The 24,374-nt window shown below is 46.3% G+C and carries 25 protein-coding genes; 16 read left to right on the top strand and 9 right to left on the bottom strand.

The window, feature by feature from the left end; translation table 11 throughout:
• Positions 1–5: 5 nt before the first annotated feature.
• The 11 genes from ABHV44_RS00510 to ABHV44_RS00460 all read left to right on the top strand — a co-directional run bounded on the left by ABHV44_RS00510 (position 6) and on the right by ABHV44_RS00460 (position 9,809).
• Positions 6–1,577, top strand: a complete 1,572-nt coding sequence (locus ABHV44_RS00510; RefSeq protein ID WP_459072674.1) for a hypothetical protein — start codon at positions 6–8, stop codon at positions 1,575–1,577.
• A gap of 221 nt (positions 1,578–1,798) precedes the next feature.
• The gene (locus ABHV44_RS00505) at positions 1,799–2,158 is read left to right on the top strand and encodes an encapsulin-associated ferritin-like protein (RefSeq protein ID WP_459072673.1); all 360 of its coding nucleotides are present in this window, start codon (positions 1,799–1,801) and stop codon (positions 2,156–2,158) included.
• Between the two features lie 21 nt (positions 2,159–2,179).
• Positions 2,180–2,971 carry a family 1 encapsulin nanocompartment shell protein gene (locus ABHV44_RS00500; protein ID WP_459072672.1) on the top strand — a complete coding sequence of 264 codons (792 nt, stop codon included), beginning with the start codon at positions 2,180–2,182 and terminating at the stop codon, positions 2,969–2,971.
• A 65-nt stretch (positions 2,972–3,036) separates the two neighbouring features.
• A complete protein-coding gene (locus ABHV44_RS00495) occupies positions 3,037–4,161 on the top strand; it encodes an NAD(P)/FAD-dependent oxidoreductase (protein WP_459072671.1) in 1,125 nt (374 codons plus the stop codon).
• A 2-nt stretch (positions 4,162–4,163) separates the two neighbouring features.
• Positions 4,164–4,868, top strand: coding sequence for a methyltransferase domain-containing protein (locus tag ABHV44_RS00490; protein ID WP_459072670.1), 705 nt, complete (start codon positions 4,164–4,166; stop codon positions 4,866–4,868).
• Positions 4,869–4,874: 6 nt separating this feature from the next.
• The gene (locus ABHV44_RS00485; protein WP_459072669.1) at positions 4,875–5,933 is read left to right on the top strand and encodes a type III polyketide synthase; all 1,059 of its coding nucleotides are present in this window, start codon (positions 4,875–4,877) and stop codon (positions 5,931–5,933) included.
• A 418-nt stretch (positions 5,934–6,351) separates the two neighbouring features.
• Positions 6,352–7,143: an enoyl-ACP reductase FabI gene (locus ABHV44_RS00480; RefSeq protein WP_459072668.1), complete on the top strand. Its 792-nt coding sequence runs from the start codon at positions 6,352–6,354 to the stop codon at positions 7,141–7,143.
• A 1-nt stretch (position 7,144) separates the two neighbouring features.
• On the top strand, positions 7,145–7,603 hold the full coding sequence (locus ABHV44_RS00475) for a 3-hydroxyacyl-ACP dehydratase FabZ family protein (RefSeq protein WP_459072667.1): 459 nt from the start codon (positions 7,145–7,147) through the stop codon (positions 7,601–7,603).
• A 138-nt stretch (positions 7,604–7,741) separates the two neighbouring features.
• Complete coding sequence (locus ABHV44_RS00470) at positions 7,742–9,022, top strand: beta-ketoacyl-[acyl-carrier-protein] synthase family protein (protein ID WP_459072666.1); 1,281 nt, start codon at positions 7,742–7,744, stop codon at positions 9,020–9,022.
• Positions 9,019–9,276 carry an acyl carrier protein gene (locus tag ABHV44_RS00465; protein ID WP_459072665.1) on the top strand — a complete coding sequence of 86 codons (258 nt, stop codon included), beginning with the start codon at positions 9,019–9,021 and terminating at the stop codon, positions 9,274–9,276. Before ABHV44_RS00470 ends, ABHV44_RS00465 begins: the two co-directional genes overlap by 4 nt.
• Positions 9,273–9,809, top strand: a complete 537-nt coding sequence (locus ABHV44_RS00460) for a 4'-phosphopantetheinyl transferase family protein (RefSeq protein ID WP_459072664.1) — start codon at positions 9,273–9,275, stop codon at positions 9,807–9,809. Before ABHV44_RS00465 ends, ABHV44_RS00460 begins: the two co-directional genes overlap by 4 nt.
• Here ABHV44_RS00460 and ABHV44_RS00455 read toward each other — a convergent pair.
• Together ABHV44_RS00455 and ABHV44_RS00450 are read right to left on the bottom strand one after the other, a co-directional pair.
• Positions 9,806–10,531 (bottom strand): DUF3667 domain-containing protein, encoded by a 726-nt coding sequence (locus ABHV44_RS00455; protein WP_459072663.1) that lies wholly within the window; start codon positions 10,529–10,531, stop codon positions 9,806–9,808. The two genes, ABHV44_RS00460 and ABHV44_RS00455, sit on opposite strands and share 4 nt — an antisense overlap.
• A gap of 140 nt (positions 10,532–10,671) precedes the next feature.
• Positions 10,672–12,213, bottom strand: coding sequence for a T9SS type A sorting domain-containing protein (locus ABHV44_RS00450; protein WP_459072662.1), 1,542 nt, complete (start codon positions 12,211–12,213; stop codon positions 10,672–10,674).
• Between the two features lie 123 nt (positions 12,214–12,336).
• On the opposite strand from ABHV44_RS00450, the gene tilS reads away from it, so the two are divergent.
• From tilS to ABHV44_RS00425, 5 genes are all read left to right on the top strand, one after another.
• On the top strand, positions 12,337–13,656 hold the full coding sequence (tilS, locus tag ABHV44_RS00445; RefSeq protein ID WP_459072661.1) for a tRNA lysidine(34) synthetase TilS: 1,320 nt from the start codon (positions 12,337–12,339) through the stop codon (positions 13,654–13,656).
• A gap of 120 nt (positions 13,657–13,776) precedes the next feature.
• Entirely contained in the window at positions 13,777–14,286 is a 510-nt protein-coding gene (locus ABHV44_RS00440; protein ID WP_459072660.1) for a ferritin, read from the top strand.
• Positions 14,287–14,836: 550 nt separating this feature from the next.
• A complete protein-coding gene (locus ABHV44_RS00435) occupies positions 14,837–15,340 on the top strand; it encodes a YfiR family protein (RefSeq protein ID WP_459072659.1) in 504 nt (167 codons plus the stop codon).
• The gene (locus ABHV44_RS00430; protein WP_459072658.1) at positions 15,337–16,242 is read left to right on the top strand and encodes a hypothetical protein; all 906 of its coding nucleotides are present in this window, start codon (positions 15,337–15,339) and stop codon (positions 16,240–16,242) included. Before ABHV44_RS00435 ends, ABHV44_RS00430 begins: the two co-directional genes overlap by 4 nt.
• Positions 16,243–16,268: 26 nt before the next feature.
• Positions 16,269–18,053, top strand: a complete 1,785-nt coding sequence (locus tag ABHV44_RS00425) for a SpoIIE family protein phosphatase (RefSeq protein WP_459072657.1) — start codon at positions 16,269–16,271, stop codon at positions 18,051–18,053.
• On the opposite strand, the gene ABHV44_RS00420 is transcribed toward ABHV44_RS00425, so the two are convergent.
• The 7 genes from ABHV44_RS00420 to gdhA all read right to left on the bottom strand — a co-directional run bounded on the left by ABHV44_RS00420 (position 18,050) and on the right by gdhA (position 23,989).
• A complete protein-coding gene (locus tag ABHV44_RS00420; protein WP_459072656.1) occupies positions 18,050–18,883 on the bottom strand; it encodes a universal stress protein in 834 nt (277 codons plus the stop codon). The genes ABHV44_RS00425 and ABHV44_RS00420 overlap by 4 nt on opposite strands.
• A gap of 320 nt (positions 18,884–19,203) precedes the next feature.
• On the bottom strand, positions 19,204–20,010 hold the full coding sequence (locus ABHV44_RS00415) for a class I SAM-dependent methyltransferase (protein WP_459072655.1): 807 nt from the start codon (positions 20,008–20,010) through the stop codon (positions 19,204–19,206).
• 5 nt (positions 20,011–20,015) lie between these two features.
• Positions 20,016–20,351 (bottom strand): 30S ribosome-binding factor RbfA, encoded by a 336-nt coding sequence (gene rbfA, locus ABHV44_RS00410; protein WP_459072654.1) that lies wholly within the window; start codon positions 20,349–20,351, stop codon positions 20,016–20,018.
• A 31-nt stretch (positions 20,352–20,382) separates the two neighbouring features.
• Positions 20,383–21,573 (bottom strand): GTPase HflX, encoded by a 1,191-nt coding sequence (gene hflX, locus ABHV44_RS00405; RefSeq protein ID WP_459072653.1) that lies wholly within the window; start codon positions 21,571–21,573, stop codon positions 20,383–20,385.
• 20 nt (positions 21,574–21,593) lie between these two features.
• Positions 21,594–21,935: a c-type cytochrome gene (locus tag ABHV44_RS00400; RefSeq protein ID WP_459072652.1), complete on the bottom strand. Its 342-nt coding sequence runs from the start codon at positions 21,933–21,935 to the stop codon at positions 21,594–21,596.
• Positions 21,936–21,940: 5 nt separating this feature from the next.
• Positions 21,941–22,396, bottom strand: coding sequence for a hypothetical protein (locus tag ABHV44_RS00395; RefSeq protein WP_459072651.1), 456 nt, complete (start codon positions 22,394–22,396; stop codon positions 21,941–21,943).
• 231 nt (positions 22,397–22,627) lie between these two features.
• The gene (gene gdhA / locus ABHV44_RS00390; protein WP_459072650.1) at positions 22,628–23,989 is read right to left on the bottom strand and encodes an NADP-specific glutamate dehydrogenase; all 1,362 of its coding nucleotides are present in this window, start codon (positions 23,987–23,989) and stop codon (positions 22,628–22,630) included.
• Positions 23,990–24,374: the final 385 nt, after the last annotated feature.

Genomic DNA, 24,374 nt, shown 5'->3' with positions numbered 1-24,374 from the left:
GAGCTATGCGCAAACTATTCATTGGACTAATGTCAGCCTTTATTTCTATTTCACTCACAGCCCAGGATCTTACCGAGAAAGCAGAAATTCAGTGGAGCGAGGAGGTTAAGAACTCACGCAAGCAGGAGGTTGAGCAAACCATTGTAGCAAATAGTGATTTTTTCATTGTCAAAGCGGGAAGAGATATTACAGTAGAAAAGTTTGACGGGAATATGAATCTCGCAGGTACGATCGAAGTTTCTGGCAAATTTGCTGAAGGTGAAGCAGAGTTTGTCAAACTACTTGTTGTAGGAGATGAATTATTTGTCTTTTTGAAAGACGACTCGGAGATTGAAAAGTCTGATAAACTTGCGTTTCTAAAAATCGACATTAAGTCTTTCAGGGTTACAGCTTCACCAAAAGTATTTTGGTCAACGAAAGAGAGGCTGCCGGACAAATATTATAGAGGTTCCTTTGAAGTCCTCTTTTCAGAGGATGAGTCTAAAATCGCTATTTTAAACAATAAGTATGGCATGCAAGTGGACTACAAGCTTTTCGATTTGGAAATGAATCTGCAGCATGAAAAAGAAATTGTACTCGAGCTTGAGGATTATGATATTGAGCCGATTATGAAATGGACTTCTTTCTACAACCCGATTCATTTTGTCCCCAGAGCGACTGGGTCAGGGGATCTTTTTATTCAATTGATCAGTGAGAACAAAAAGGAACCGGGTCTTGAAAGCCGTTCTCTCGGAGAAAAGCCAAAAATGGACCGGCTGCTACTTTATAAATATTCAATTTCTGAGGGTACAGAAAAGTATCTCAATCTTGATTTAGAGAATAGACGTGTTTTGATATCGGATTATGCTTTTGCATCATCAGATAACCTGCTTGTCGGAGGCATCTTTAGCAACAACATCACGTCTGACGAGGATGTTACGACTGATGGTGCATTTGTTTTTAGTGTTGACCCGAACAGTATGAGAATTACAGGGTCAAGTGCGGACGAGTTCGCAAGTGGTGTTATTGCTAAAAGCATGGTTCGAAAAGGTTTACTCGGTGCGGAATCCAGGTATAGACCAGAAATAGAAATGGAGTTGAGAGGTTTGAATGCAAGTACAAATGGTTTCCAATTTGTTGCTGAACAGTATTTTGACAGTGAATCAGACACTAAATACTTCATGAAAACCATGGACATAATCACGGTGTCAGCGAGCTCGGAAGGTGAGATTCAGTGGATTTCTATGGTTGATAAAAAGCAAGAGCTCGAGAGCCGGAGTCCTGACTTCCATGAGGCTTATACGTACCCTGTATTTAAGAATGGACAGATCCATCTTTTCTACAATGTAGCGGGTGAGTTTTTCTATTCTGAAGAAGAGCAAAAAGGAATGGGTCGATCGACCCTCAAAACCAACTTTACAGCGTGGACAATTGTGGATGAATCGGGAAATGTGAGTTCGGAATTACTGAGTAACAATGACGAAACAGGACAACTTCTGGTGCCAGGATTTTCTGAGGCATCTCGTGATGGCGGTCATCTGTTTATGTATACCCTTGACGGAAATAAGCAGAAAGTTGGCAAGGTAACTTTCAAGTAGCCTTAATCGCAGTGTCTTTACTACGCCCCGCGCCAGGGATTGACGCGGCATCCTTGCCCGGCTGAGGGCAAGATATAGCGGAAAGCCCGGCACCGCGATTGAGCGGTGGGCGCCCAAAAATTTGAACATCTTACGATTCTCTTGTTGTTAAATCAATGGCTGTCGATCTTTTCGGGTCGGTGGTCGTTGATTTTTTATTTGAAACCCAAAACAAAAAAGACATGTCAGAATTTCACGAACCGGCTGAAGAGCTCAGCAAAGAAACGCGCGAATACAGACGCGCTCTTAACACCTTGCAAGAAGAGGTTGAGGCGATTGACTGGTATCAGCAGCGCATCGATCCTTGCGAGGACGAACAACTTCGAAAAATACTGGAGCACAACCGCAACGAGGAGATGGAACACGCTTGCATGACCCTGGAGTGGTTGAGGAGAAATCAGCCTGGATGGGACGAGCAATTGCGCACCTACCTGTTTAGCGAGGGCGACATTCTGAAAGCTGAAAAAGAGGCTACAGGAAAATCGTCTGGTAAAAAAGGTGGTGCTGACAAGGGACTCGGAATTGGAAAAATTGATCACTAAAAACAAAAGGAGACTACAGAAATGGATTTATTGAGAAGAAGTTTGGCGCCCATTGCCGACAAGGCCTGGGACGAAATAGATGAACAATCAGTTGAGATTTTTAGCTCGGTGCTTTCTGCGCGGAAGTTTGTGGACGTGGACGGACCCAAAGGTTGGGACTACGGATCGGTGAGCAAAGGCCGATTGGAAATCCCTAAAGGACAAAAGGGAAGTTTACAGTACGGAATTCACGAAGTGCAGCCGCTGGTGGAACCGCGAGTGAGTTTTAAACTCAACGTGTGGGAGCTTGACAATGCTGAGCGCGGAAATGAAGACGTGGAACTCGACAACCTGGAAGACGCGGCTAACGCCATTGCTGAATTTGAAGAGAAAGCGATTTACTACGGTATGAACAAGGCCGGGATTAAAGGTTTGAAAGATGCTAGTGAACACGAGAAGTTGAAGTTTGGCGAGAATTCAGAACTGCTCCAGACGATTGCGCAAGGGCTGAGCATGTTTAAGAAAGCCGGAGTGGAAGGTCCTTATTCGCTGGTAGTTGATAAAGACAAATGGCAAAAACTGGCCAGCGACATTGATTCCGGCTATCCGTTGAAAAAACAAGTTGAAAAATTGCTGGGTGGTAAAATCATTTTCTCCCATCACATCAAAGATGCCTTTTTGGTGTCGCAGCGCGGAGGCGACTTCAGGTTGACCCTCGGTCGAGACTTGTCTGTCGGCTACGACTACCACGAAGTGAAAAATGTGAATTTGTACTTCACCGAATCGTTTACCTTTGAGGTGCTTGACCCCGCAGCAGTGATAGTTTTGGAATAATTTCCTGAGCTGCGAAAAGCACTTGAACCCAAAGATTAAAACCACTCACCGCCCTGAAGCCACAGATGAAAAGTCATTATCAAATAGCGATCATCGGTGGCGGGCTGGCCGGGTTGGTGAACGCGATTGACCTCTCGCAACGGGGCTACTCGGTGGTGCTTTTCGAAAAAGACAAATTTCCCAAACACAAAGTTTGCGGTGAATTTGTGAGCAACGAGATTAGGCCTTATCTCAATCGACTCGGAGCTTTTCCGACTGATTTAAATGTCGCTGAAATTGATCGACTCGAGATCAGCGACCTTTCGGGCAAAGTTGTCGGATCGGAGCTAGACCTCGCTGGATTCGGAATCAGCCGTTTTGCTTTTGATGATCATCTGGCCGATGTTGCCCAAAAGTCGGGAGCTGAAGTTTTGATCAACGAGCGAGTGAAACAACTGGCTTTCGATGCAGATCACTTTTTCCTGAAGACAAGAAGCGGAGTGGAAGTGAAAGCGCAGGTTGTGATTGGAGCTTTTGGCAAGCGCAGCAATCTCGACAAGGAACTGGACAGGAGTTTTATGCAAAAGCGAACTTCCTACGTTGGTGTGAAGTGCCACTACGAGTCAGACTTTCAGGAAAATCTGGTTCAGCTGCACAACTTTAATGGTGGCTACTGCGGGCTGTCAAAAGTGGAAACCGGAGCGGTGAACCTCTGCTACCTGGTAGATCAGCAAGTTTTGGAAAAATATTCTGGAATAGAGGAAATGGAGATGAACCACCTCGCTCAAAATCCTCACCTCAAGAGTTTCTTCGAGAATTCAAGTCCGATTTTTAAGTCACCCCTTGTGATCAGCCAGATCAACTTTGACCCAAAGCCGGTTGTCGAAGATCACGTGATGATGAGTGGCGACTCGGCCGGTTTGATTCATCCTTTTTGCGGAAACGGCATGGCCATGGCCATTCACAGCGCACAGATTTGTTCTGATGCAATTCACCAATTTTTGAGCGGCAATTGCTCCAGAGAAGAGATGGAAAAAAGCTACGGCAAAGCGTGGAAAAATGAATTTGGCTCGAGGCTTTATTTTGGCCGCAAGGCGAGTAAGCTTTTCGGCAAGCCGCGATTGACCGGAGCGGCTCTTGGCTTAATGCGCACATTTCCGCCATTGCTGGGGCGAGCTTCCAAAATGGCCCACGGAAAACCAGTAGAATAACAATGCTAAAGATTAGAGAACGTTCGCGAGAGCCTGAAATACTGGACGATTTGGAGCTGACTGGGAATGATCTGACAGAAAATCTTCGCGAGCTCGGAAAAGTAAATCGCCTGCTCGGTGGACATCAAATTGCCATTAGTGCGGTGAGGGAAATTCTCAGCGATGACCCAAAATCAAACTGGAGAATTGCCGACCTGGGTTGTGGAGGAGGCGATACGCTGGCTGCCCTGGCCAAAACCCCCATTTTTAAGAACCGCAAACTTGAACTTGTGGGGCTTGATGCCAACTCAACGGCCGTGGAGTTTGCCAAAAAGGAAAATGCAGCGTTCGATAACATTCATTTTGTGTGTGCCGATCTTTTTGAAAATTGGCCCGAAGAAAATTTCGATATCGTTCTTTTCAATCTGGTGCTGCATCATTTTAGCGATGATCAGATTGTGGAGCTGCTGCAAAGGGCTGCCGAAAACTCGCGATTCATTGTCATCAACGATTTGCAGCGAAACTGGATTCCGTATCAGCTTTTTCGACTGACTTCTCGTATTTTTCGATTTTCTCACATCAGCCGCCACGATGGGAAGTTGAGTGTAAAAAAGAGTTTCACCAAAAAGGATTGGAACAGGCTGCTGAACAAAGCAGATCTCAAAAACTTTAAATTGAAATGGCGCTGGGCGTTTCGCTGGGTGGCCATCATCGACACCAAACACTAAAAAATATTGACAACCAAAATACTCTCCACCGCCAAAGCATTACCCCAGTACACAAGAACGACCGAAGAGATTCTGCCATTTGTAGAAAGCTGGTTGAGCGATCAACCGAAACGCTTTCGCGACAAAGTTCTCAGGATTTTTAAGTACGCTCAGGTGGACAAGCGCTACAGCATCATGTCGCCAGAAGAGGTTTTTACACAAACTTCTTTCGAAGAAAAGAACAACCTCTACTCGGAGCGAATGACAGACCTGGCGGAGGATGCTTTGCGAAAAGCACTTGCCAAAGCGGAGCTCAAACCTACAGACATCGATTACATCATCACGGTTTCCTGCACGGGAATTATGATTCCATCGGTAGATGCTTTTCTCATCAACCGACTCAAAATGAAGCAGGACATCATGCGCCTGCCGGTAACGGAGATGGGTTGTGCTGCCGGGACTTCTGCTCTAATGTACGCCCACGACTTGCTCAAATCGCAACCCGACAAACGAGCTGCTGTGATTGCTCTGGAATCACCAACGAGTACTTTTCAGCTCGATGATTACAGCATGACCAACATGGTGAGTGCCGCCATTTTTGGCGATGGAGCTGCTTGCACGATTCTGGGTCCTGACGATAAAAAACTCTTGCCGAGAATTGTCGACCGGGCGATGTATCACTTCTTTGATGAATCGCGAATGATGGGTTTCGACCTGAAAAACTCCGGTTTGAAAATGGTGCTCGACCCGTCAGTTCCCGAAAAGATTGAGGAGCACTTCGATCGGATTTTGTTGCCTTTCCTGGAGCGAAATGATTTGAAGGTGGACGATGTGGAGCATTTTATTTTTCATCCCGGAGGAAAGAAAATCGTGAAGATGGTTGAGGAATTGCTGCATGCACGCGGCAAACACATCGATGTCACCAGGGAAGTGTTGCGGGTTTATGGAAACATGAGCAGCGCAACAGTTCTTTATGTTTTGGAAGAATACCTCGAAAACGTGAAAGTGAAAAAAGACGATTACGGATTGATGCTGAGTTTTGGTCCTGGCTTTTCCGCGCAGCGGTTGTTGTTGAAATGGGAGTGATTGAGTTATGAAAGTGTCAATTATGAATTACGCTTGCCGACCGTAGTGAAACGAAAGTTGGAATGCGTGCAGTTAGGGCAGATCTGTTTTGACTTATGCTTGCCCAGCGTAGAAGAACGAAGGTGGGAGTTGCTTGCAGCTACGGATGTTCTCGCAGAGCTCGCAGAGACTTCACGGAGAAGACAGAGAAATCTTGGTAGGTTGATCAGGAGGGTATTCAATTGTGAAAAACGCTAGGTGAGCTCGGTGCTTTTTTTCGGTGGTCTCTGTGAGAAACTCCAGCATTTCGGAGCACTTAGTTGCTTTTGGAGAAAGTCCCAGAGGGACGACATTTTGGTAGCCAATGACAGAGCCAACAACGAACAAGCTCCGGAGGAGCGACATAATGGTCTAACTTAAAAATGAAAACAAATAAAAATTGAATAAAAACAAAAATACCGCTATCATTCTCGGTGCCAGCAGCGGGATGGGTTTTGCATCCGCAAAGAAACTCGCCAGCGAAGGTTTTGACCTCGTGCTGGTGTATCGCAGCAGAAAGAGCGATGCCCGAAAAGTAGAGGAGGCTTTTGAGGATTGGCGCAGAGGTGGAATCGAAATTCGCAGTTTCAATGCCGATGCGCTCAAAGAAGAAAACATCAACTCCATTTTGGACGAGTTGTCAGAAGCTGGTGTGAAAGTCGATCTCATGCTTCACTCGCTGGCCAAAGGAAACTTAAAACCTATGGCACCCAAAAGTCAGGGCGAAAGTGTAGAAAACACGCTTTCGGAAGATGATTTTTCAATCACCATCAACGCCATGGCCGTGAGCTACTATTCCTGGGCGAAGGCGATTTTGAGTCGCAGTTTGTTTTCCGAAGATGCTTCACTTCTTGCGCTCACGAGCGAAGGTGCTCGAAAAGCCTGGCGGAATTACGGAGCTGTTGCTGCCGCCAAGAGTGCTCTCGAATCCATCAACAGAAATTTGGCGTTGGAGCTGGCGCCTCTCGGACTGAGAGCAAATGTTTTGCAACCTGGCATCACCGACACTCCGGCACTGCGAATGATTCCCGGCAGCGACAAGCTGATTGAAGGAAGCCTGAAAAGAAATCCCTATCACCGTCTGACAACACCGGAAGATGTGGCCAATGCCGTTTATCTTTTTTCGAAACCCGAATCAAAGTGGATCAACGGAGCGGTAATTCCGGTTGACGGAGGAGAAAACATTGCGTGAAATGAAAGATGTAAAAGAAAAAATACTGGAAATTCTTCCTTATGGTCCGCCATTTCGATTTGTGGACGAGCTGTTGAGAATTGATGAAAACAGCATCGAAGGAGTTTACACGTTCCGCGAAGACGAGCACTTTTATGCTGGTCATTTCAAAGATCGCCCGGTTACTCCCGGAGTGATTCTCACCGAGTGCATGGCACAAATTGGCGTAGCCTGCTTGGGAATTTACCTTTCTATGAATGACGAATCGATCTCCGAAAACGGTCAGCCTGCTTTTGCCTTCACCGAGTCGAAAGTAATGTTTGAAAATCCGGTTTACCCCGGTGAGAAGGTGCATGTGATTTCTAGAAAAAAATACTGGAGGCTCGGAAAACTGAACTGTCTGGTTGAACTCTACAATGAGAAAGAAGAGCGCGTTTGTGTGGGCGAGCTGAGTGGGATGGTGAAGATTTTACACCAGTAAGATGAATAATCGGGGGTATCAATTGATTCATTTGTGCGAAGGCCGGTTGTCGACTGAGTAAACTGAAGCTTCTGCGGAAGTTTAGCGGAGTCGAGACATGGCCAAGGAAGAATTGAAAATGAACCAGATAATAAAAAAATGAACAGAAGAGTTGTCGTCACAGGGCTGGGCGTTTGCGCGCCAAATGGAACTGGAGTTGAAGATTTCACCGGGGCTCTAAAAGCCGGGAGGAGTGGAATCACTTATTTCCCAGAATTGGAGGAACTGGACTTTCGGTGCCAGGTTGGCGGTGCGCCAAACCTTTCTGAAGAAATGCTGGACGCCAACTTTTCACCTCTCGAGCGAAAGCGCCTAAAAGCAAATGGCGTAATCTACGGTGTACTCGCTGCTCGTGAGGCCTGGCTTTCTGCCGGACTCGAAATTCCAGATGAAAAAGAGGGCCAAACCCACTGGGGCCGTGGAGCCGTTTTCGGTGCTGGCATCTCGGGAATTCAGACGCTGAGAGAAGCGATCTATAAAACCGATGACGTCAAGGTGAGAAAACTCGGCACTTCAACAGTCGAGCAAACCATGCCCAGCGGAATCAGTGCTTTCCTGAGCGGGAAATTTGGCCTCGGAAACTGGGTCACTACAAATGCCAGTGCCTGCAGCACCGGAACTGAATCGGTGATTCTGGCGACCGATCACATTCGAAGAGGAAGGGCGGAAATCATGATCGCGGGAAGTTGCGATGCCGGTGGACCTTACGTGTGGGGAGGTTTCGATGCCATGCGGGTTCTGAACGCAAAGCACAACGAGAGCCCCCAAACAGCAAGCCGACCGATGGCTGCAGACGCTGGAGGTTTTGTTCCCGGAAGTGGAGCAGGGGCATTAATTCTCGAATCGCTTGAATCAGCTCAAACCCGCGGAGCTAAAATCTACGCTGAAGTTCTCGGTGGACACCTCAACAGCGGTGGACAGAGAAATGGCGGAAGTATGACTGCGCCAAACGAAGAAGGAATTCAAAACTGCATTCGCGGAGCGCTGGCAGATGCGGAAATTGGAGCAAAGGAAATTGATTTGATTTCCGGTCACCTCACGGCTACCAAAGGCGATGTGGCTGAGGTGAAAAACTGGTCGGAAGCACTCGGCAGAAGTGGAGCCGACTTCCCTCGAATCAACGCGCTAAAATCGCTGATTGGCCATTGCCTCAGTGCAGCGGGATCCATAGAGAACGTAGCTGCCGTTCTTCAGTTGAGCCAGAACTTCTTGCATCCGAGCATCAATTGCGAAGAGGTTCACCCAGGGATCTCTGCCATTATTGACGAACAACGAATTGTACGTACATTCGAGGAGGCAGAAATTAATGTCGTGGCAAAGTCGAGCTTTGGCTTTGGCGATGTCAACTCATGTGTCATATTCAAAAAATACACTCCATGAACCGCGAGGAAATAACCAAAAAACTGAAAACCGTCATCGAGCCTTACGTGCAAAACAAGGAGGCTTTTGAAAATGTGAATGAGGACACCGACATGCTCCAGGACTTGCAGGTCAATTCTGCTCACCTGGTCGACATCATCCTCGACATGGAGGAAGAGTTTGACATCGAAATTGACGATGACACTGCCGAGAAAATGCTGACTGTGGGTGAGGCTATTGACGCTACCGAAAGACTGCTCAAAGAGAAATCATGATCGGCAATGACCTCGTTTACCTTCCCAACTGGAAGCGCAGGTCTGGAGATCGACTCAGCCGTTTCCGACAGAAAATCTACACCCAGCGGGAGAGAAACTGGATAGAAGCTGCAGACGATCCATTTCTTCTGGAGGCGAAGTTTTGGGCGGTGAAAGAGGCGGTTTATAAATCCTGGTTTAAGAAGTACAGGGAGCGTATTTTTAAACCGAAGTCTATTTCCATCGAGGCATTCAAGGTAAGTGAAGAGGAGTTTGTCTTTCAGGTTGAAATTGGAAACCTTCGATTCAAAAGTATTTGCCGAAAAGACGGTAATTACATCCATGCCACAGCAATTGAATTAAATGAAGATCTGGAGTTTTCCAGTTTGTACGAGAGCTATCAGTCCGCACCGAGAGCAATCAATTTCAAAAGCCAAAAAATCACTCTACAAAAAGACTCTTCACGTGTGCCTTACGGACTTTACAAAGGCCGAAAACTGGATGTTTCAATGTCTCACGATGGTGACCTGAGAGCTGTCGTTTGGCGAGTTTAGATATCCACTTCTGGCAGGCCGAGCTCCAGAATAATAATACCCGCAATAAGCCCGATGATGATAACTGTGTAGATGAAGGTGCTGATGGATCCGATAACGATCATTTCCCAGATCGCTCTTCCCCAGCTTTTCTTCATAAAACTTTTGTAAGAAATAATGTAGTAGATCGAAGACCCCACCATCAGGATGAGCGTCAGAATGGCTCCGTTGATGAAATAATCTAAAACCAGGATAAGTGAAATCAGATTAATAATGGAGTAGATGTAGGTGTGAAAAACCAGCATCTCAGCGTAGTTGTAGCCACTGCGCCTGTTGAAAAGCCATTGAAAAAACGCGATGATTGGGATGAAAATCCAGAAAATTAGGTTGAGAAACCGTCCCAGGAATTTTAAGTCCTGAACGATCTTGTCGTTGTCTATTTCTGAAGTAAATCCACTCATAAATTCACTACCTGACCTGGAAAAGCTGAGTACCAAAATGATCAGGGTAGTAGTTACCAGAAGTAGTCGGAAGGGCGGTGTGTAGTTAAACCGTCCAGTAGAAAGGTAATCAGAAACTGCCTTGCCCGGATTCTTAAAAAGCCGTTTGATCGTGAAAATTAAACCGCGCTCGAGATTGAAGGCATCAAAAATTGAAGCCACGAAATTGCCGAATGTGATTCGTTTTATTTTTCGCTTTTCAACGATTTCAATTTCGTCTTTTTGGTTAAAGTCGCGACTCATGTAGAAGAGTGTTTAACCTCTAAAAATAATGCATTGGAATTAAGCGTCATAAAAAAGAAAGAGCCCAACAATCAAGTTTGATCGAGGGCTCTTAAAAATCATTGGCGAACTTCTTTGAAGCAGCCAGTGGAAGATTCTGATTACATCTTCACAAATTGCTTTTTCACCGGGGCTTGCATGCCTTCGGCTGAGTATTCGAGAATGTACATTCCCTGGCTCAATTCGCTGGTGTTGATTTGCTTCACGTTCTCAACTTCTTTTACCAATCGGCCGGTTGCGCTAAAGATGCGAATGGTGTTTTTACCGAAGTCGGAAGTAGACAGAAACAGTTGATCAGAAGTCGGGTTTGGATACATGCTGAAGTTTTCAGCCGGATCCTGGAATTCTTTAACTCCAACAGTTGAGAATAGCGAAATGATGTTTTCACCAACTCTCTCACCGAGGAAAAGACCTTCGTCATTTCCAAACTGGTAGTGGATTCCGCCATACATTCTGGAGATTGCCGCTTCTTCGGCTGCGTGCCAGAAGTTTGTAAAGTAGCGCTCCTCACCGAATGTGCCGGCCCAGGTGTCGTCAGAAAAAGAGTAGTTGGGGCCAAAACGATAAGTGAGGATTTCTCCCATAGCACCACTTTGCGAAGAGTGACCACTCACGTATTCTGGAAATGGTGGTGTCGCCACTGTTGTTCCCCAGTTTTCATCGATGTGATCCTGAATGTAAGTGATCGGTCTAACGAGGTTGTGGATGTACTTCGAATTCCAGCAAGCCACAAATGCATCCGAAAGGCTCATTCCGAGCATGGCGTAGCAAACTGCAGCTTCTTCGAGCGTTGCACTGGTTTCTTCACAAACCTGTGTCATCAAACTAACGCTGTGTCCCGGAGGTGTGATGGTGTTGGCTCCATCTGCCCACCACTGAGCAATGTTCGCCTGATCCTCCGTGCAGTTGTTTACCGCATCATAAACCTGGAAGGCATAGGAGTAGAATTCACTTTCTTCATCAGTTGAAAATGCAGGTGGTGCTGGCGGAAGGTTTGACTCTTCGTTGTTTTGAGCAACGAATGTTCTCAATTGACCCCAGTAAGGCTGAAGAGCGCTTTGACCGTCTAACGGCTCCCAAAGTCCAGGACCTTCTGCCGGAGTAAAGTCATTTGGAAAGTTGGAAAACTGTCCTTCGTGACCTCCGTCTGTGGCAGAGTAATCGTAGATGGCATTGGCCACATCCACACCGAAATCAACGGATGCGTTGTAAATCGCAGTGCTTACTTCACCCGAAAACTGGTTGTTGTAATCATCACGAATTTGCTCAAGTTGAGCCTGGTGCGCAGGACTCAAATTAGAGAAAAGACTGTCAATGATAGATGCCATGGCGTTGTTTGCCACAGTGGGCCAGTGGTAATCCTGACCCGAAACTGGATCTGGTACTGAGTTGAGTTCGTTGGCCATTCCTTCCAGAGAACCGTACTCGGGCATTCCCGGCTGAACAGATTCGTAAAAAGTGAGACCGATATATCCAAAAGCGCGCGCAGTCACCGGTGGTGTAAAACCAGGGGTTACCGGGATAAACTCCAAAAGCGCATCATTGTAGTTGAGAACAACCTCAGCTGAATAATCTGAGGCATTTTGTGCAGTTGCGGACCACGACAGCACCGCTGCCGCAGCAAGAGTAAAGAGTTTTTTCATTGATTTTTGTTTAGTTGTTTGACGTATGATTTGTATGCCTACGAATATACTTCGCTAAAGCTCAAAGGTTGCCCAAAACTCCTAATTTTAACAACTCATTTACAGAATCTTATCCGAAGGAAGATGAAAACTCAGTTTGAGAAATACTTTTCTGAGCACCAACTGGTTAGCAAAAGCGATCGGGTTCTGCTGGCCGTTTCGGGCGGAGTAGATTCGATGGTGATGGCACAGCTTTTTATCGACAGCGAATTGGACTTCGGAATTGCTCATTGCAACTTTGGATTGAGAGGTGAGGAATCTGATCTGGATGCAGAACTGGTAGAGCAGTTTGCGGAAGAAAACGACATCGCTTTTAACAGCAATAAATTTGATGTGGCTAAAGCGAAAGCAAAATGGAAAGTGGGAACTCAGGAAGCTGCCAGAAGGCTTCGCTACGAGTGGTTCGAGAAGCTCTGTGAGCTCTTCGACTACTCAAAGATTGCCACGGCCCACCACCGCGATGATGCCGTAGAAACATTTCTCTTTAACCTTATTCGCGGAGGTGGCTATCGCGCCTGGTCTTCGATGTCTCCACAAAACGGAAAGGTCATCCGGCCATTGCTATGGGCTTCTAAAGAAGAGATTCGGGCGTTTTCAGAAACGGAGAAAGTCCCTTTCAGAGAAGATCAAACGAATTTTGAAAACAACTACTCTCGAAATGAACTGCGAAACCTCGTGATCCCCGAGCTGGAAAAAATAAAGCCCGGAGCTTCAAAACACATTGCAGAGGCTATCGATCATTTTGCAGAACTGAAACCAGCTATTGAAAATCATTTGGCTGGTCTGACAGAGAAACTCGTGCACACTGAAGGTGAAAAGTCTTATCTCGACCTAAAGCGCTGGAAGGATGTTCGCGAGAAAAGCGCTCTTTTGAAGCACCTGAGTGAAGGCTGGGGTCTGGAGCCGGTGCAGATCGATCAGGTGAAAGACCTTGCCGAAAGCCAGTCGGGAAAGTTTGTGGAGACGAATTCAGGAAAAATCTTCCGCGAGCGAGAGCATCTGGTTTTTGTTCCAAATCAGAATAACGAAATTGAAAGCCAGCAAATTGAGCGTGGACAGAGTTCAATCGATAAACCTCTGAAGTTGGAATTTTCGGAAGAGGCTGTTTCGAACGATTTTAAATCTGCTAATTCAAATCAGGCTTTCCTGGATCTCGACAATTTGACGTTTCCGCTCACTCTTCGACTCTGGCAGCAGGGCGATAAATTCCAACCACTGGGTATGAACGGTAAACAGAAAGTGAGTGATTTCCTGATACAGAAGAAAGTGCCGGTTTTTGAGAAAGACCGGGTTATGGTGATCGAGTCGGCAGGCGAAATTGCCTGGATTGTCGGCTTTCGGGTGGCACATCCTTTTAGGATCACGGAGAACACTGAACGCGTTTTTAGAGTTGAGATAAAGTAGAATTTCTGGAAAGCTGGAATTCTCTGGGTTTTTTCAGGCAAGAACCATTCTAAATTGACCGCCCAACCTGGGAAGATCGAGCGAATTCGTTAGCTTTGAGTAACCGAAAAAAGTAAGACTATGATAGCAAAAAAGATAGAAAAAGCGCTCAACGAGCAAGTGCTGATTGAAGCCGAATCATCGCAATTTTACCTGGCTATGGCGAGCTGGGCCGAGGTAGAGGGATACAACGGAGTAGCCCGTTTTCTCTACGTTCATTCTGACGAGGAACGCGAGCACATGCTTAAGTTGATCAAGTTTATCAACGAGCGTGGAGGACAGGCGAAAATTCCAAAACTCGATGAGCCGCCTGCGGAATTCAAAGGCATCCACGATATTTTCACAACCCTCTACGCACACGAAGTTCGCGTGACCAAAGCCATCAACAATGTGGTTGACATCTGCCTTTCTGAGAAGGATTACACCACGCACAATTTCATGCAGTGGTATGTTTCTGAGCAAATTGAAGAAGAAGGCCTGGCACGTACACTCGTGGACAAAGTGGAACTGATTGGAGACAATAAAAGTGGTCTCTACCTATTCGATCGCGACCTGGAGAGCATGAATGTTCCGATGATCGATCCGAGTTAAACTCAATATTTAAAGAGGAGGAATTTTAGTCCTTCAATAAATTTTAGAAAAGCACAACTGGCGGACGCTGGTTGTGCTTTTTTTCATTCAATACTACTTTTTCCCTTGGGAATACTTACCATAATGCCGCTCCTCTGGAGCTTTGTAAATTTGGAAAATGCCAATATCTACCAAAATGTCGTCCCACTGGGACTTTTCCCAGAAGCACCAAATTCCAAAAATCATGATCAAAACCGCACAGGCCCCATCACCTTGTCTCTACTTTATCTCGACACCCTCAGGTACTAGCCGGTAAAAGTTTAATAATGTATTAGCTTGAGCCTCCTCAATCCCCAAGTCACCTCAATCCCCCAATTACCTACTTCCCACGGTCATCAACTACTCACAAACCCGCAACCTTTCTATTTTACACACCAACAGGTTGATAAACAAATTCTCCTTTTCTCAGCCTGCGGAGCTCAAGAGTTATTTTTGTTAACTGCACAGAGAGTAACGCATCTTAACTTGTAAGATATTGATCAGAGGGCTTTGTATAACATTTTTGGCACTGGTGCTAGTTTCCTCGGGGGTTTCAAACTCTGAGGGAGATGACGCGCAGATTGACGAAGCCAACACTGTGGCCATGATCAAGGCAAACTATCTCTTTAACTTCTCGAAATACTCCGATTGGCCTGACGAATATAAATCGGGTAAATTCCACGTTGGAGTTTACGGTGACGAAAATGTCTTCGAAGAATTGCTGGACAAGTACGCCACCAAGTCGATCGGAAGTCAGATGCTCGAGGTTACACAGTTCGAGTCTGTGAGTGAGATAAAAAGGCCGCATGTACTCTTCGTTTCCAAGGAAAAACGAAAAGAACTTTCTGAACTCACCAAGAAGTTATCGAAGAAAAGCACAATGATCATATCCGATTTTTCGGGAGCTCTCGATGAAGGTGTCATGATCAACTTTGTGGTGCAGGAAGGCAACATTCGATTTGAAATAAATGAAAAGGAGGCGGACCAGCGGAAAATAATTCTCGGAGATAAGATTAAAAACTGGGCGATAAAATGAAAAGTGCAATCCTACATATCGCATTTTTGCTACTGATCGCATTTGGCGCTCAGGCTCAGTCTGATCTTGTGAAACAAGCCGCTCGCCAGTGCGAAGCAGGTGAGCTTTCGGAAGCGAGAGAAACCATTGAGGATGCTCTGCGAAACCCAGCTGTGGCAAAGGATCCATACGCCTGGTTTGTGAAAGGATATATTTTCAAAGAGATCTACAAGCAGCGCGACAATCGCGACAAGTATTCCGAAAACAGGGAGATTGCCGTGGCTTCAATCAAGCGGGCGGTGGAACTCGACAAAGAAGGAAAGTACGATGAGCTCATCGGGAAGGCGGCCAAGTTCCTGGCAGTGTCTTACTTCAACGATGCTGTTGATGCCACCTACAATCTCACTTACCAAAATCAAAACGAGCCGGAATATTTCTTCAAAAAGTACCGCTCCCTCTATCCGCTTTTTGATCCGGACAAGGATTACACTGCAGAGAAAATCGAACTTTACAAAGCACTCGGATCAGGCTATCGAAAGCTCTACGAAAGAAATCGCGAGCAAAATCAGATTTATATCGACAAGGCCATCGAGTACTACAAGAAAGTGCTTGAGATGGATCCCACGGACTACCAGGCTAACTACAACATCGCTATCAACTACTACAATCAGGGAGCTTATAAAATTCGCCAGGTGAACTACAACACCGAGATCTATGAGTTGATCATGATTCAGGACGAGAGCGTAAAACTCTTTAAGCAGTCACTTCCCTATATGCTGGAGGCCCATAGCCAGCGCCCCAACCGAAAGGAAACGCTAAAAGGATTGATGGCGATCTACAGAAGTTTGAGTGAGGAGCAGAAGTCGAATCAATACAAAAACCGATTGGAAGAGTTGATCAAGTCCGGTGAGATCCGCGATTGATCACTTCCGGAATTTCAACGCCAGCCATGAAGTTTAAGCTTTCTATATCTGGAAAAATAGCTCTCGGATTCGGCTTGTTCATAGCTGCAGTCGGCCTTGTCTTTTACCTCACCAACAAAACGCTTCAGGAAAGCCGGCAGATCAACGATCAAATCAACGAGGTTTATTCACCCTCGCTGAGGGCCATTGAAAACCTGCGCCACGAAGTTGCCCGATCGGTTATGCTGGCACGTCAGTGGGTTTACATCCAGTCGCGTGAAGACGAGCCCGAGAAAGCTGAGCTTCGCCACCTCGTCAACAAGACCATTCCCAGCCAAATCAACGAAATTGAAAAGTACTCCGAGAGCTGGACAGAGCAAGAACGAGAGCTCTTTCAAAGTGTAAAAGTGGAGATTGAGAATTTGTTTTTGATGTACGAAAACATCGAATACATGCTTCCCGATTTTGCGAGCTACGAAGATCCTCAAAATGTGATGCGCGCTGAGCTGCTCATGGAACAGGGCGAAGAAGTGCCGACTTTTCACAGCGAAATTCAGGAGGGACTTGGAGAGCTCATTCAGTTTCTTCAGAACAATGAGAAAAATATCCGCGATGACATGATCGGCAGCTTTGACACGCTGCAAATTTATCTGGTGAACATTTCTGCCTTCGTCATAATTTTCGGAGTGGTGATTGCCCTGATCACCATTCGCTCCATTGTGCGGCCGGTGAATCATCTCAAAAAGACGCTGCTTTACCTCGGTAAGGGAATGTATCCGCACAAACCCATGAAAGCTACCAACGATGAAATTGGAGAAATGACCATCGCTTTGAATCGGCTGGTGACTGGCTTGAACCGAACAAAGGAATTTTCTCAGCAGCTTGGAAATGGAAATTTTAATGCGCGCTATCAACCTCTCAGTGAGAGCGATGAGCTGGGACACGCCCTTTTGAAAATGCGCGACAGCCTGGCCGAAAACGAGCGGGTGCTGGAGTCGAAAGTTATTGAGCGAACCAACGAGGTGCTACACCAAAAAGAAGAGATCGAGAAGCAAAAAGAGCAGGTGACTGATCTTTACAAGGACCTCACCGACAGCATCAACTACGCAAAGCGAATCCAACAAACGATTCTTCCTACGGATGAGCAAATCAGCAACATGTTCCCAGAATCTTTTGTGCTCTACCGGCCGAGAGACATCGTTTCTGGAGATTTCTACTGGTTTAAGGATTTGGGCAAAAAGAAGATTTGGGCAGCCGTAGACTGCACCGGACACGGTGTTCCAGGAGCATTCATGAGCCTCGTTGGTCACAATGCCCTCAATCAGGTAACCAAGGTATTTACCCGGCCAGCATCAATCCTCAGTAACCTCAATCGCCTGGCTAGTGAAGCCCTGCGATTTGGCGAAGACAACTCAACTGTAGCGCGCGATGGAATGGATCTGGCTATGTGTATGCTCGATACGGAGTCACTGAAACTTGAATGTGCCGGAGCACAAAATCCCATTTTTATTGTGCGAGGTGGCAAACTCAGGCAGTATCCCGGAGACAAGATGTCCATTGGCGACTTTGATGCTGACGCACCTGAATTCACCAATCACAGTATTCAGCTCAAGAAGGGCGACAACGTATACGTTTTTTCCGATGGCTTTGCTGACCAGTTTGGAGGAGAAAAGGGAAAGAAGTTTATGAAGAAACAGTTCCGTGAACTCATCCTGGAAATCTCAGACCTCCCAATGAAAGCTCAGGAAGATCGACTCATCGACTCGCTCCTCGACTGGAAGGGCGACTACGAACAGGTAGACGATATTCTGGTGATTGGCGTCCGCGTTTAGCTCGCGAAAACCGAACGGTTCATCACGTAAGTCTCCACGGGGTTCACGCACATCACAGGAATCTGATGTTCGTTGGTGATGATGCGCTGCTCATATTTTCCACCAATCATTCCCATCAAACTTTTCTCGTAGAGATTCATAATGCAAATCAGGTCTGCATTGCTTTCTTTGGCGTGGGCGATTACCGCTTTTGAGAAGCCACTCTCAGACTTTCCCTTGATCTTTACGGTGTACTTGATACCCTTTTCATTGAAGAATTCACGGGCAAAGTTGATGTTTCGTTCGAGTTGCTTTTTCAAGAACTCATCTTTCTCGTCTGGCGAAATCAGATGGATGCGAGATTTGAAATACTTTGCCATGTCGGAAACAATCTTGAGCTTTTGCTTGGTCTCTTTGCTGAGGTCAAGCGGCACCACAATGTCATCATAACCTTCCGGACCAATTCCCTTTTCCTGAACAACAATGAATGGAATTGAAGAGCTCGTTACAATTCTGATAGCGCGCCCACCGGTGATAAATTGCATTCCTCTAAGACCGTGAGTTCCCATGATCACCAGGTCAGCACCAATCTCAACTCCAACGTTGTCGATGTCTTCGTAAATCGATCCGATACGTGGAATAGTGTTTACTTCAACACCGTGATTTTCCTTAACCTGCTTCGCCAGTTCTGAAAGGATGTTTTGCGCTTCGGGCAAGTCCTTCTTATTGCCAACGATATGGAGAATGTAAATATCCGCATCGAGCGATTTGGCTGTCACCAGTGCGTGGTCGATAGCAGTGTTACCGATTTTCGAAAAATCTGTGGGAACTAATATTTTTCTTTTGCTCATGGCCTTGTTCTTGAGAAATTTACCGGGCAAAAATAAGGTAATATTTTCGGCTTACTCAATTGTTAAGCTACTATTGAGCCACAGTGGTAGTGGTCTCCTCAAATCACTCAATGCAAATAGTTCTCAGTGTCAGACAGTTCCCACAAAGCTTATCGAAGGTTGTCTTACACTTTTGCCAGAGAAGAGCACTTATATTTGAAGAACATTCATCGCAAGATGGGGTGCAGAATGAATCAATTATTCTATCTACAACTTACAACCCAACACCCTTAGGAATTGCGTGAGTTAAGCCTTCTTCGGTTCGCCCGGGGAAGGCTTTTTTATTTCCACGCCTTCACTACCAGCCCGGTTCCGGTTTTGTGTACCGAGTGGCTGTCGATGTAATTGAGCACAAAAGCGATTGGGTAAAAAATCAGGTAGTAGAAAGGCAAAATGATGAAGAAGACTTTCGAAAAGTTGAGCATCTTCATCGGCCACTTCATGGAAATGCGCCAGGAGATTTTACCCGGAGTCCCGTACGAGTAGTGCGCTTTAACTTTGGAGAATCCTGCTTTTTTCAGCTTTTCTTTGATTTCCTCCATGTTGTAGCCGTCTCTAACGTGCTCATCGATAAAGCTCTCTTCGGAATCTTCGTGAACGTCAGATCCACCCTGATCGGATGGAGTGGAGATCAAAAGCATGCCGCCTGGCTTCAGCGAGTGGCAGTAGTTTGTCATTGTTTTCACATCTTCTTCGATGTGCTCCATCACATCCACGCAAAGCACCAGGTCAAAAGCTTCTTCTTTTCTAAATTCCGTGAGGTCGCCTTTTTTAAAAACCACGTGCTTGCGGTCAATCGCCTGGAAAAATTTGTTGCAGTCGGAGACTTGCTCAGATTTCACGTCTACAGCCAAAATGCAGTAATTGCGGCTCATGTTGCTCATGTAGTAGGTGTACTGCCCAAAGCCGGCTCCGGCATCGAGAATATGCGCTTTCTCTGGGTAGTCTTTTGCCCATTTGCGAAGCTCGCGGTGAACATGCCATGCACGCAAAAGCAACAAGTCGAGGAGCTTGTAGAATGTCTTGCGAAGAAATGGAGATCTATTAAATACGTTTCCCAGTGAGCGTTTTATCGGATCGTACTGCATGAGGATTATTTTAACAGCTCGTTGATTTTCTGAGCGTAGTCGATAGAGTCGTCAATGTAAAATTGCAAGTCGGGAGTCAGGCGCAATTGCTTGCCAACTTCTTCACCGAGGTGTTTGCGGATGCGATTCTTCTCAGACTGCACTTTTTTGAGTGCTTCTTTTTTGTCTTTAACGGCCATAAAACTCAAGTAGACTTTTGCCAACTTGAGGTCGGGAGTGATGCGCACCTGCGTTACGGTGATAAACATTCCACCAAAGAGCATGTGGCTCTGTTGCTGGAAAATCACTGCCAGACTTTGCTTTATGACATTGGCTATTTTTTCCTGACGGATACTCGGCATAGTCGGCAAAAGTAGTAAGTTTTTACAAGTCTCAGTAAAGAAAGTCGTTGTACGGATATCGCTCCTGGTGAATTTCTTTCACTCGCTGGTAGAGCACATCGCGCAACTCGTCAATGTTGATCTTTTTCTCTGCCGAAATAAACACCACATCGTTGTCCTGAACGCGCGCCATCCACGATCTTTCCAGTTCTTCGAGCGAGTAGTTTTCCTTCGTTTTTGGAGTGAGGTCGTCCTCGTCTTTTGGCGTGTAAGTGAACGCATCAATTTTATTGAAAACCACAATCGTAGGTTTTCCAAGTGTACCAATGTCGCTCAGGGTTTCGTTCACCACGTTGTAGTGATCCTCAAAATTGGGATGAGAAATGTCCAGCACGTGCACCAGAATGTCGGCCTCGCGAGTTTCGTCAAGCGTGGATTTAAAAGACTCTATCAACTGAGTAGGCAGCTTGCGGATAAACCCAACAGTGTCGGAAACCAGGCAAGGAACATTTTGCAAAACCACTTTTCTCACCGTAGTGTCGAGCGTGGCGAAGAGTTTATTTTCGGCAAACACGTCCGATTTGCTCAGCAGATTCATCAGCGTTGATTTACCAACGTTGGTGTAACCCACCAGTGCAACTCGCACCATGGCTCCGCGATTTCCTCGCTGGGTCGCCATCTGCTTGTCGATTTTCTGCAACTGCTTTTTGAGGCCTGAGATTTTATCGCGAATAATCCGCCTGTCGGTCTCGATCTCCTTTTCACCGGGACCCTTCATTCCGATACCACCTTTTTGCTTTTGGAGGTGAGTCCACATGTTGGTGAGGCGTGGCAGAAGGTACTCGTACTGCGCAAGCTCCACCTGCGTTTTCGCATGGGCCGTTCTTGCTCGAGATGCAAAAATGTCAAGGATGAGGTTGTTGCGGTCGAGCACTTTCACATCCTTGAAAGAGCGCTCCACATTTCGTAGCTGCGTGGGCGAAAGCTCATCGTCAAAAATCACCATGTCGATTTTGTTCTCTTCAACATAGTCTTTTATTTCCTTGAGCTTCCCTGAGCCGATGAATGTTTTTGGATCGGGGTGCTCGAGTTTCTGCACGAATCGCTTCTGAGAAAGCGCATCGGCAGTCTCGGCCAAAAATGCCAACTCATCGAGGTACTCGTCTACTGCTTCACGCGATTGGCTGGAAGTGATCACTCCCACCAGCACACAGGTTTCTTGTATTTTTTCAGTTTCTATCAATCAGGAAGTTAATTTCGTTTTTACTCTGCAAAGGTAGCAAGGTAGTCGGCAACTGCCTCGATTTCGGTAGCAGAAAGTCTTTCTTCGAATGGAGGCATGCTGCCTTTGCCATAAGTGATAATGGCAATTCGTTTATCTTTTTCCAGTGTGCTTGTGGTAAGGTCGGGTGCTCCGGCAAGTTGTTTTTTACCGTCTTTCCCGTGGCACAATCCGCACTTGCGGTTGAAGATTTTCACTGCCTCTTCGGGAGTCACTTTTTGAGTTGGCTCTGCAGACGCCACATCGGAACCCTTGCTGCTGCCACAGCCACCGGCAAAGCCCACGAGCGCTACAATCGATACTGCCAGAATTGTTTGCTTCATAAAACTTAGAACCAACCTTTTCCTGCTCCCACCTCTCTGAAAGGCCATGGAATGGAAACCAAAACAATGATTAGCGCGATCAAAAACCACCATGCCATTTTCTTAAACTTTTTGCTGTCAACTCGGGTGCGCTTGGCGCTTGAGTAACCGATAGTGACAAAAGCAATGGCGATGATCATCCCGAGCATGTGTTCCACTGCGTAAAAGCGTGTCCATGAATCTGACATAGCATTTGCCATATCACTAAACGCTTGATGCCATCCTTTTAAAAAATAAAGCAACAGCCCGATCACCAACTGAAGGTGAAACGTGATGAGCGTGAAAAGTCCGAGTTTTTTATCGCCCGAAGTGAACGATTTGTTGCCGGCTGCACTGCTAAAAAACTTGATGACAGAAACAACGATCAGCACGAGTGCAATCCAGCGTAAAAGTGAGTGTAGGTGTAGGAGTCCGGTTTCCATTTTTTCTTTGTGTTTGGGTCAAATGTACAAACAAATGGGTGATTTCTTGGAGACGAGAATGCGGCTGGAACAGTGTGGCGTAGGCCGGTTGTCGAGCGGAGTCGAGACACAAGGGTGGAAATGGGAATGAGTATTTTCTAACTCAGAAAAATGAAATCAAAAAAAATCCCGATAGGAAGCAGTTCTAATTCTGCTTGCTACCGGGATTTAGTTTTATAGTCGATGGGGAATTTAAACCACTCCCTGGTCGATCATCGAGTCGGCTACTTTCACGAATCCGGCAATGTTAGCGCCTTTCACGTAGTTGATGTAACCGTTTTTATCTTTTCCATATTTCACACACGCTTCGTGGATGTCTTTCATGATGGTGTGAAGACGTTGGTCAACCTCTTCGCTGCTCCAGTTGTAGCGCAGGGAGTTTTGAGACATCTCCAGTCCCGAAGTGGCAACACCACCAGCGTTTGAGGCTTTACCGGGAGAGAAAAGAATTCGCGCCTCGTGGAATGCCTCAATGGCTTCCGGAGTGCACGGCATGTTGGCTCCTTCGGCAACGCAGATGCAGTTGTTTTCCAGAAGCGTTTTAGCTTCTTCACCGTCCAACTCGTTTTGAGTGGCACAAGGCAGAGCAATGTCGCATGGAATTCCCCATGGGCGCTTGCCTTCGAAATATTCAACACCATCGTGGGCATCGGCATATTCGCTGATGCGGCCTCTGCGGTTGTTTTTCAAATCCATGATCCAGTCGAGTTTCTGAAGCGAAATTCCTTCCGGGTCGTGGATGAATCCTTGCGAGTCTGACATCGTCACCACTTTGGCTCCCATCTGACAGGCTTTTTCAACTGCGAATTGCGCAACGTTTCCAGAACCCGAAACGCAAATGGTTTTACCTTTCAGGCTGTCGTTTTTAGTGTCGAGCATTTCCTGCGCGAAATAAACGCATCCGTAACCGGTAGCTTCAGGACGCATGAGCGATCCACCCCAGTTGATACCTTTTCCGGTGAGTACTCCGGTAAACTCGTTTCTCAATCTTTTGTACTGGCCAAACATGTAGCCAATTTCGCGGCCGCCAACACCGATATCACCCGCAGGCACGTCTGTGTTTGGACCGATGTGGCGCGAAAGTTCAGTCATGAAGCTCTGGCAAAAGCGCATCACTTCATTGTCCGATTTCCCTTTTGGGTTAAAGTCAGATCCACCTTTTCCGCCACCCATTGGAAGAGTGGTGAGGGCGTTTTTAAACACCTGCTCGAAGCCCAAAAACTTGAGAATGCTCAGGTTCACAGAAGGGTGAAAACGCAACCCGCCTTTGTAAGGCCCAATGGCTGAGTTGTACTCCACGCGGTAGCCGCGGTTCACCTGCACTTTTCCCTGGTCGTCTGTCCACGGCACACGGAAAGTGATGATTCTCTCGGGCTCGGCCATGCGCTCGAGCACCTTGGCTTTTTTGTATTTGTCTAAACCGTTTTCTTCAATAAAAGGGATCACCGTTTCGGCAACCTCTTCAACGGCTTGCAAAAACTCCGTTTCGTTCGGGTCTTTTGCTTTTACAGCCTCCATGAAGTCATCTATCTGAACTTGATATTTATGGGCCATTCTCTCTTTAGGATTTTAATGAATTGGGGGCAAATTTATGGGAATTTTTGGATTAAACGTACCCATTGAAAAGGGTGAGAAATAATACCGATAGCTCTGTTGTGAATCCCGAAAATGAAAGATCTTTCATGGCTTTTGTTGCACGCTTATAAAGAGGGCCGTTTAATATATCAGACTAGCCGCTGCTGATACTCAATTTATCTTTTTTCCTTGATGAAAAAAGAAAGAAAAAAATCAAGGCTGTGACCTCTACTCAAAATTTTGCTTTGTCTCAACTAACTACGACCGAGTGATCCTTGCGGCTTCTCGGTCTTCGTAAGTCTCGACTTTGAAAAATTTTTGCGCGAGCTCAAGGCCGGTCCCAAATCCTTCACCTATTTGAAAT

Origin of the sequence: Halocola ammonii (assembly GCF_049334165.1) — a bacterium.
Taxonomy (GTDB): domain Bacteria; phylum Bacteroidota; class Bacteroidia; order Flavobacteriales_D; family Sanyastnellaceae; genus JBEGHD01.
This window is presented reverse-complemented; position numbering and strand designations above follow the sequence as displayed.

Excerpts from the sequence above, each read along its gene's own strand:
- ABHV44_RS00510 (WP_459072674.1), top strand. The coding sequence starts at position 6 with ATGCGCAAACTATTCATTGGACTAATGTCAGCCTTTATTTCTATTTCA.
- ABHV44_RS00505 (WP_459072673.1), top strand. The coding sequence starts at position 1,799 with ATGTCAGAATTTCACGAACCGGCTGAAGAGCTCAGCAAAGAAACGCGC.
- ABHV44_RS00500 (WP_459072672.1), top strand. The coding sequence starts at position 2,180 with ATGGATTTATTGAGAAGAAGTTTGGCGCCCATTGCCGACAAGGCCTGG.
- ABHV44_RS00495 (WP_459072671.1), top strand. The coding sequence starts at position 3,037 with ATGAAAAGTCATTATCAAATAGCGATCATCGGTGGCGGGCTGGCCGGG.
- ABHV44_RS00490 (WP_459072670.1), top strand. The coding sequence starts at position 4,164 with ATGCTAAAGATTAGAGAACGTTCGCGAGAGCCTGAAATACTGGACGAT.
- ABHV44_RS00475 (WP_459072667.1), top strand. The coding sequence starts at position 7,145 with ATGAAAGATGTAAAAGAAAAAATACTGGAAATTCTTCCTTATGGTCCG.
- ABHV44_RS00470 (WP_459072666.1), top strand. The coding sequence starts at position 7,742 with ATGAACAGAAGAGTTGTCGTCACAGGGCTGGGCGTTTGCGCGCCAAAT.
- ABHV44_RS00465 (WP_459072665.1), top strand. The coding sequence starts at position 9,019 with ATGAACCGCGAGGAAATAACCAAAAAACTGAAAACCGTCATCGAGCCT.
- ABHV44_RS00460 (WP_459072664.1), top strand. The coding sequence starts at position 9,273 with ATGATCGGCAATGACCTCGTTTACCTTCCCAACTGGAAGCGCAGGTCT.
- ABHV44_RS00455 (WP_459072663.1), bottom strand. The coding sequence starts at position 10,531 with ATGAGTCGCGACTTTAACCAAAAAGACGAAATTGAAATCGTTGAAAAG.
- ABHV44_RS00450 (WP_459072662.1), bottom strand. The coding sequence starts at position 12,213 with ATGAAAAAACTCTTTACTCTTGCTGCGGCAGCGGTGCTGTCGTGGTCC.
- tilS (WP_459072661.1), top strand. The coding sequence starts at position 12,337 with ATGAAAACTCAGTTTGAGAAATACTTTTCTGAGCACCAACTGGTTAGC.
- ABHV44_RS00440 (WP_459072660.1), top strand. The coding sequence starts at position 13,777 with ATGATAGCAAAAAAGATAGAAAAAGCGCTCAACGAGCAAGTGCTGATT.
- ABHV44_RS00430 (WP_459072658.1), top strand. The coding sequence starts at position 15,337 with ATGAAAAGTGCAATCCTACATATCGCATTTTTGCTACTGATCGCATTT.
- ABHV44_RS00425 (WP_459072657.1), top strand. The coding sequence starts at position 16,269 with ATGAAGTTTAAGCTTTCTATATCTGGAAAAATAGCTCTCGGATTCGGC.
- ABHV44_RS00420 (WP_459072656.1), bottom strand. The coding sequence starts at position 18,883 with ATGAGCAAAAGAAAAATATTAGTTCCCACAGATTTTTCGAAAATCGGT.
- ABHV44_RS00415 (WP_459072655.1), bottom strand. The coding sequence starts at position 20,010 with ATGCAGTACGATCCGATAAAACGCTCACTGGGAAACGTATTTAATAGA.
- rbfA (WP_459072654.1), bottom strand. The coding sequence starts at position 20,351 with ATGCCGAGTATCCGTCAGGAAAAAATAGCCAATGTCATAAAGCAAAGT.
- ABHV44_RS00400 (WP_459072652.1), bottom strand. The coding sequence starts at position 21,935 with ATGAAGCAAACAATTCTGGCAGTATCGATTGTAGCGCTCGTGGGCTTT.
- ABHV44_RS00395 (WP_459072651.1), bottom strand. The coding sequence starts at position 22,396 with ATGGAAACCGGACTCCTACACCTACACTCACTTTTACGCTGGATTGCA.
- gdhA (WP_459072650.1), bottom strand. The coding sequence starts at position 23,989 with ATGGCCCATAAATATCAAGTTCAGATAGATGACTTCATGGAGGCTGTA.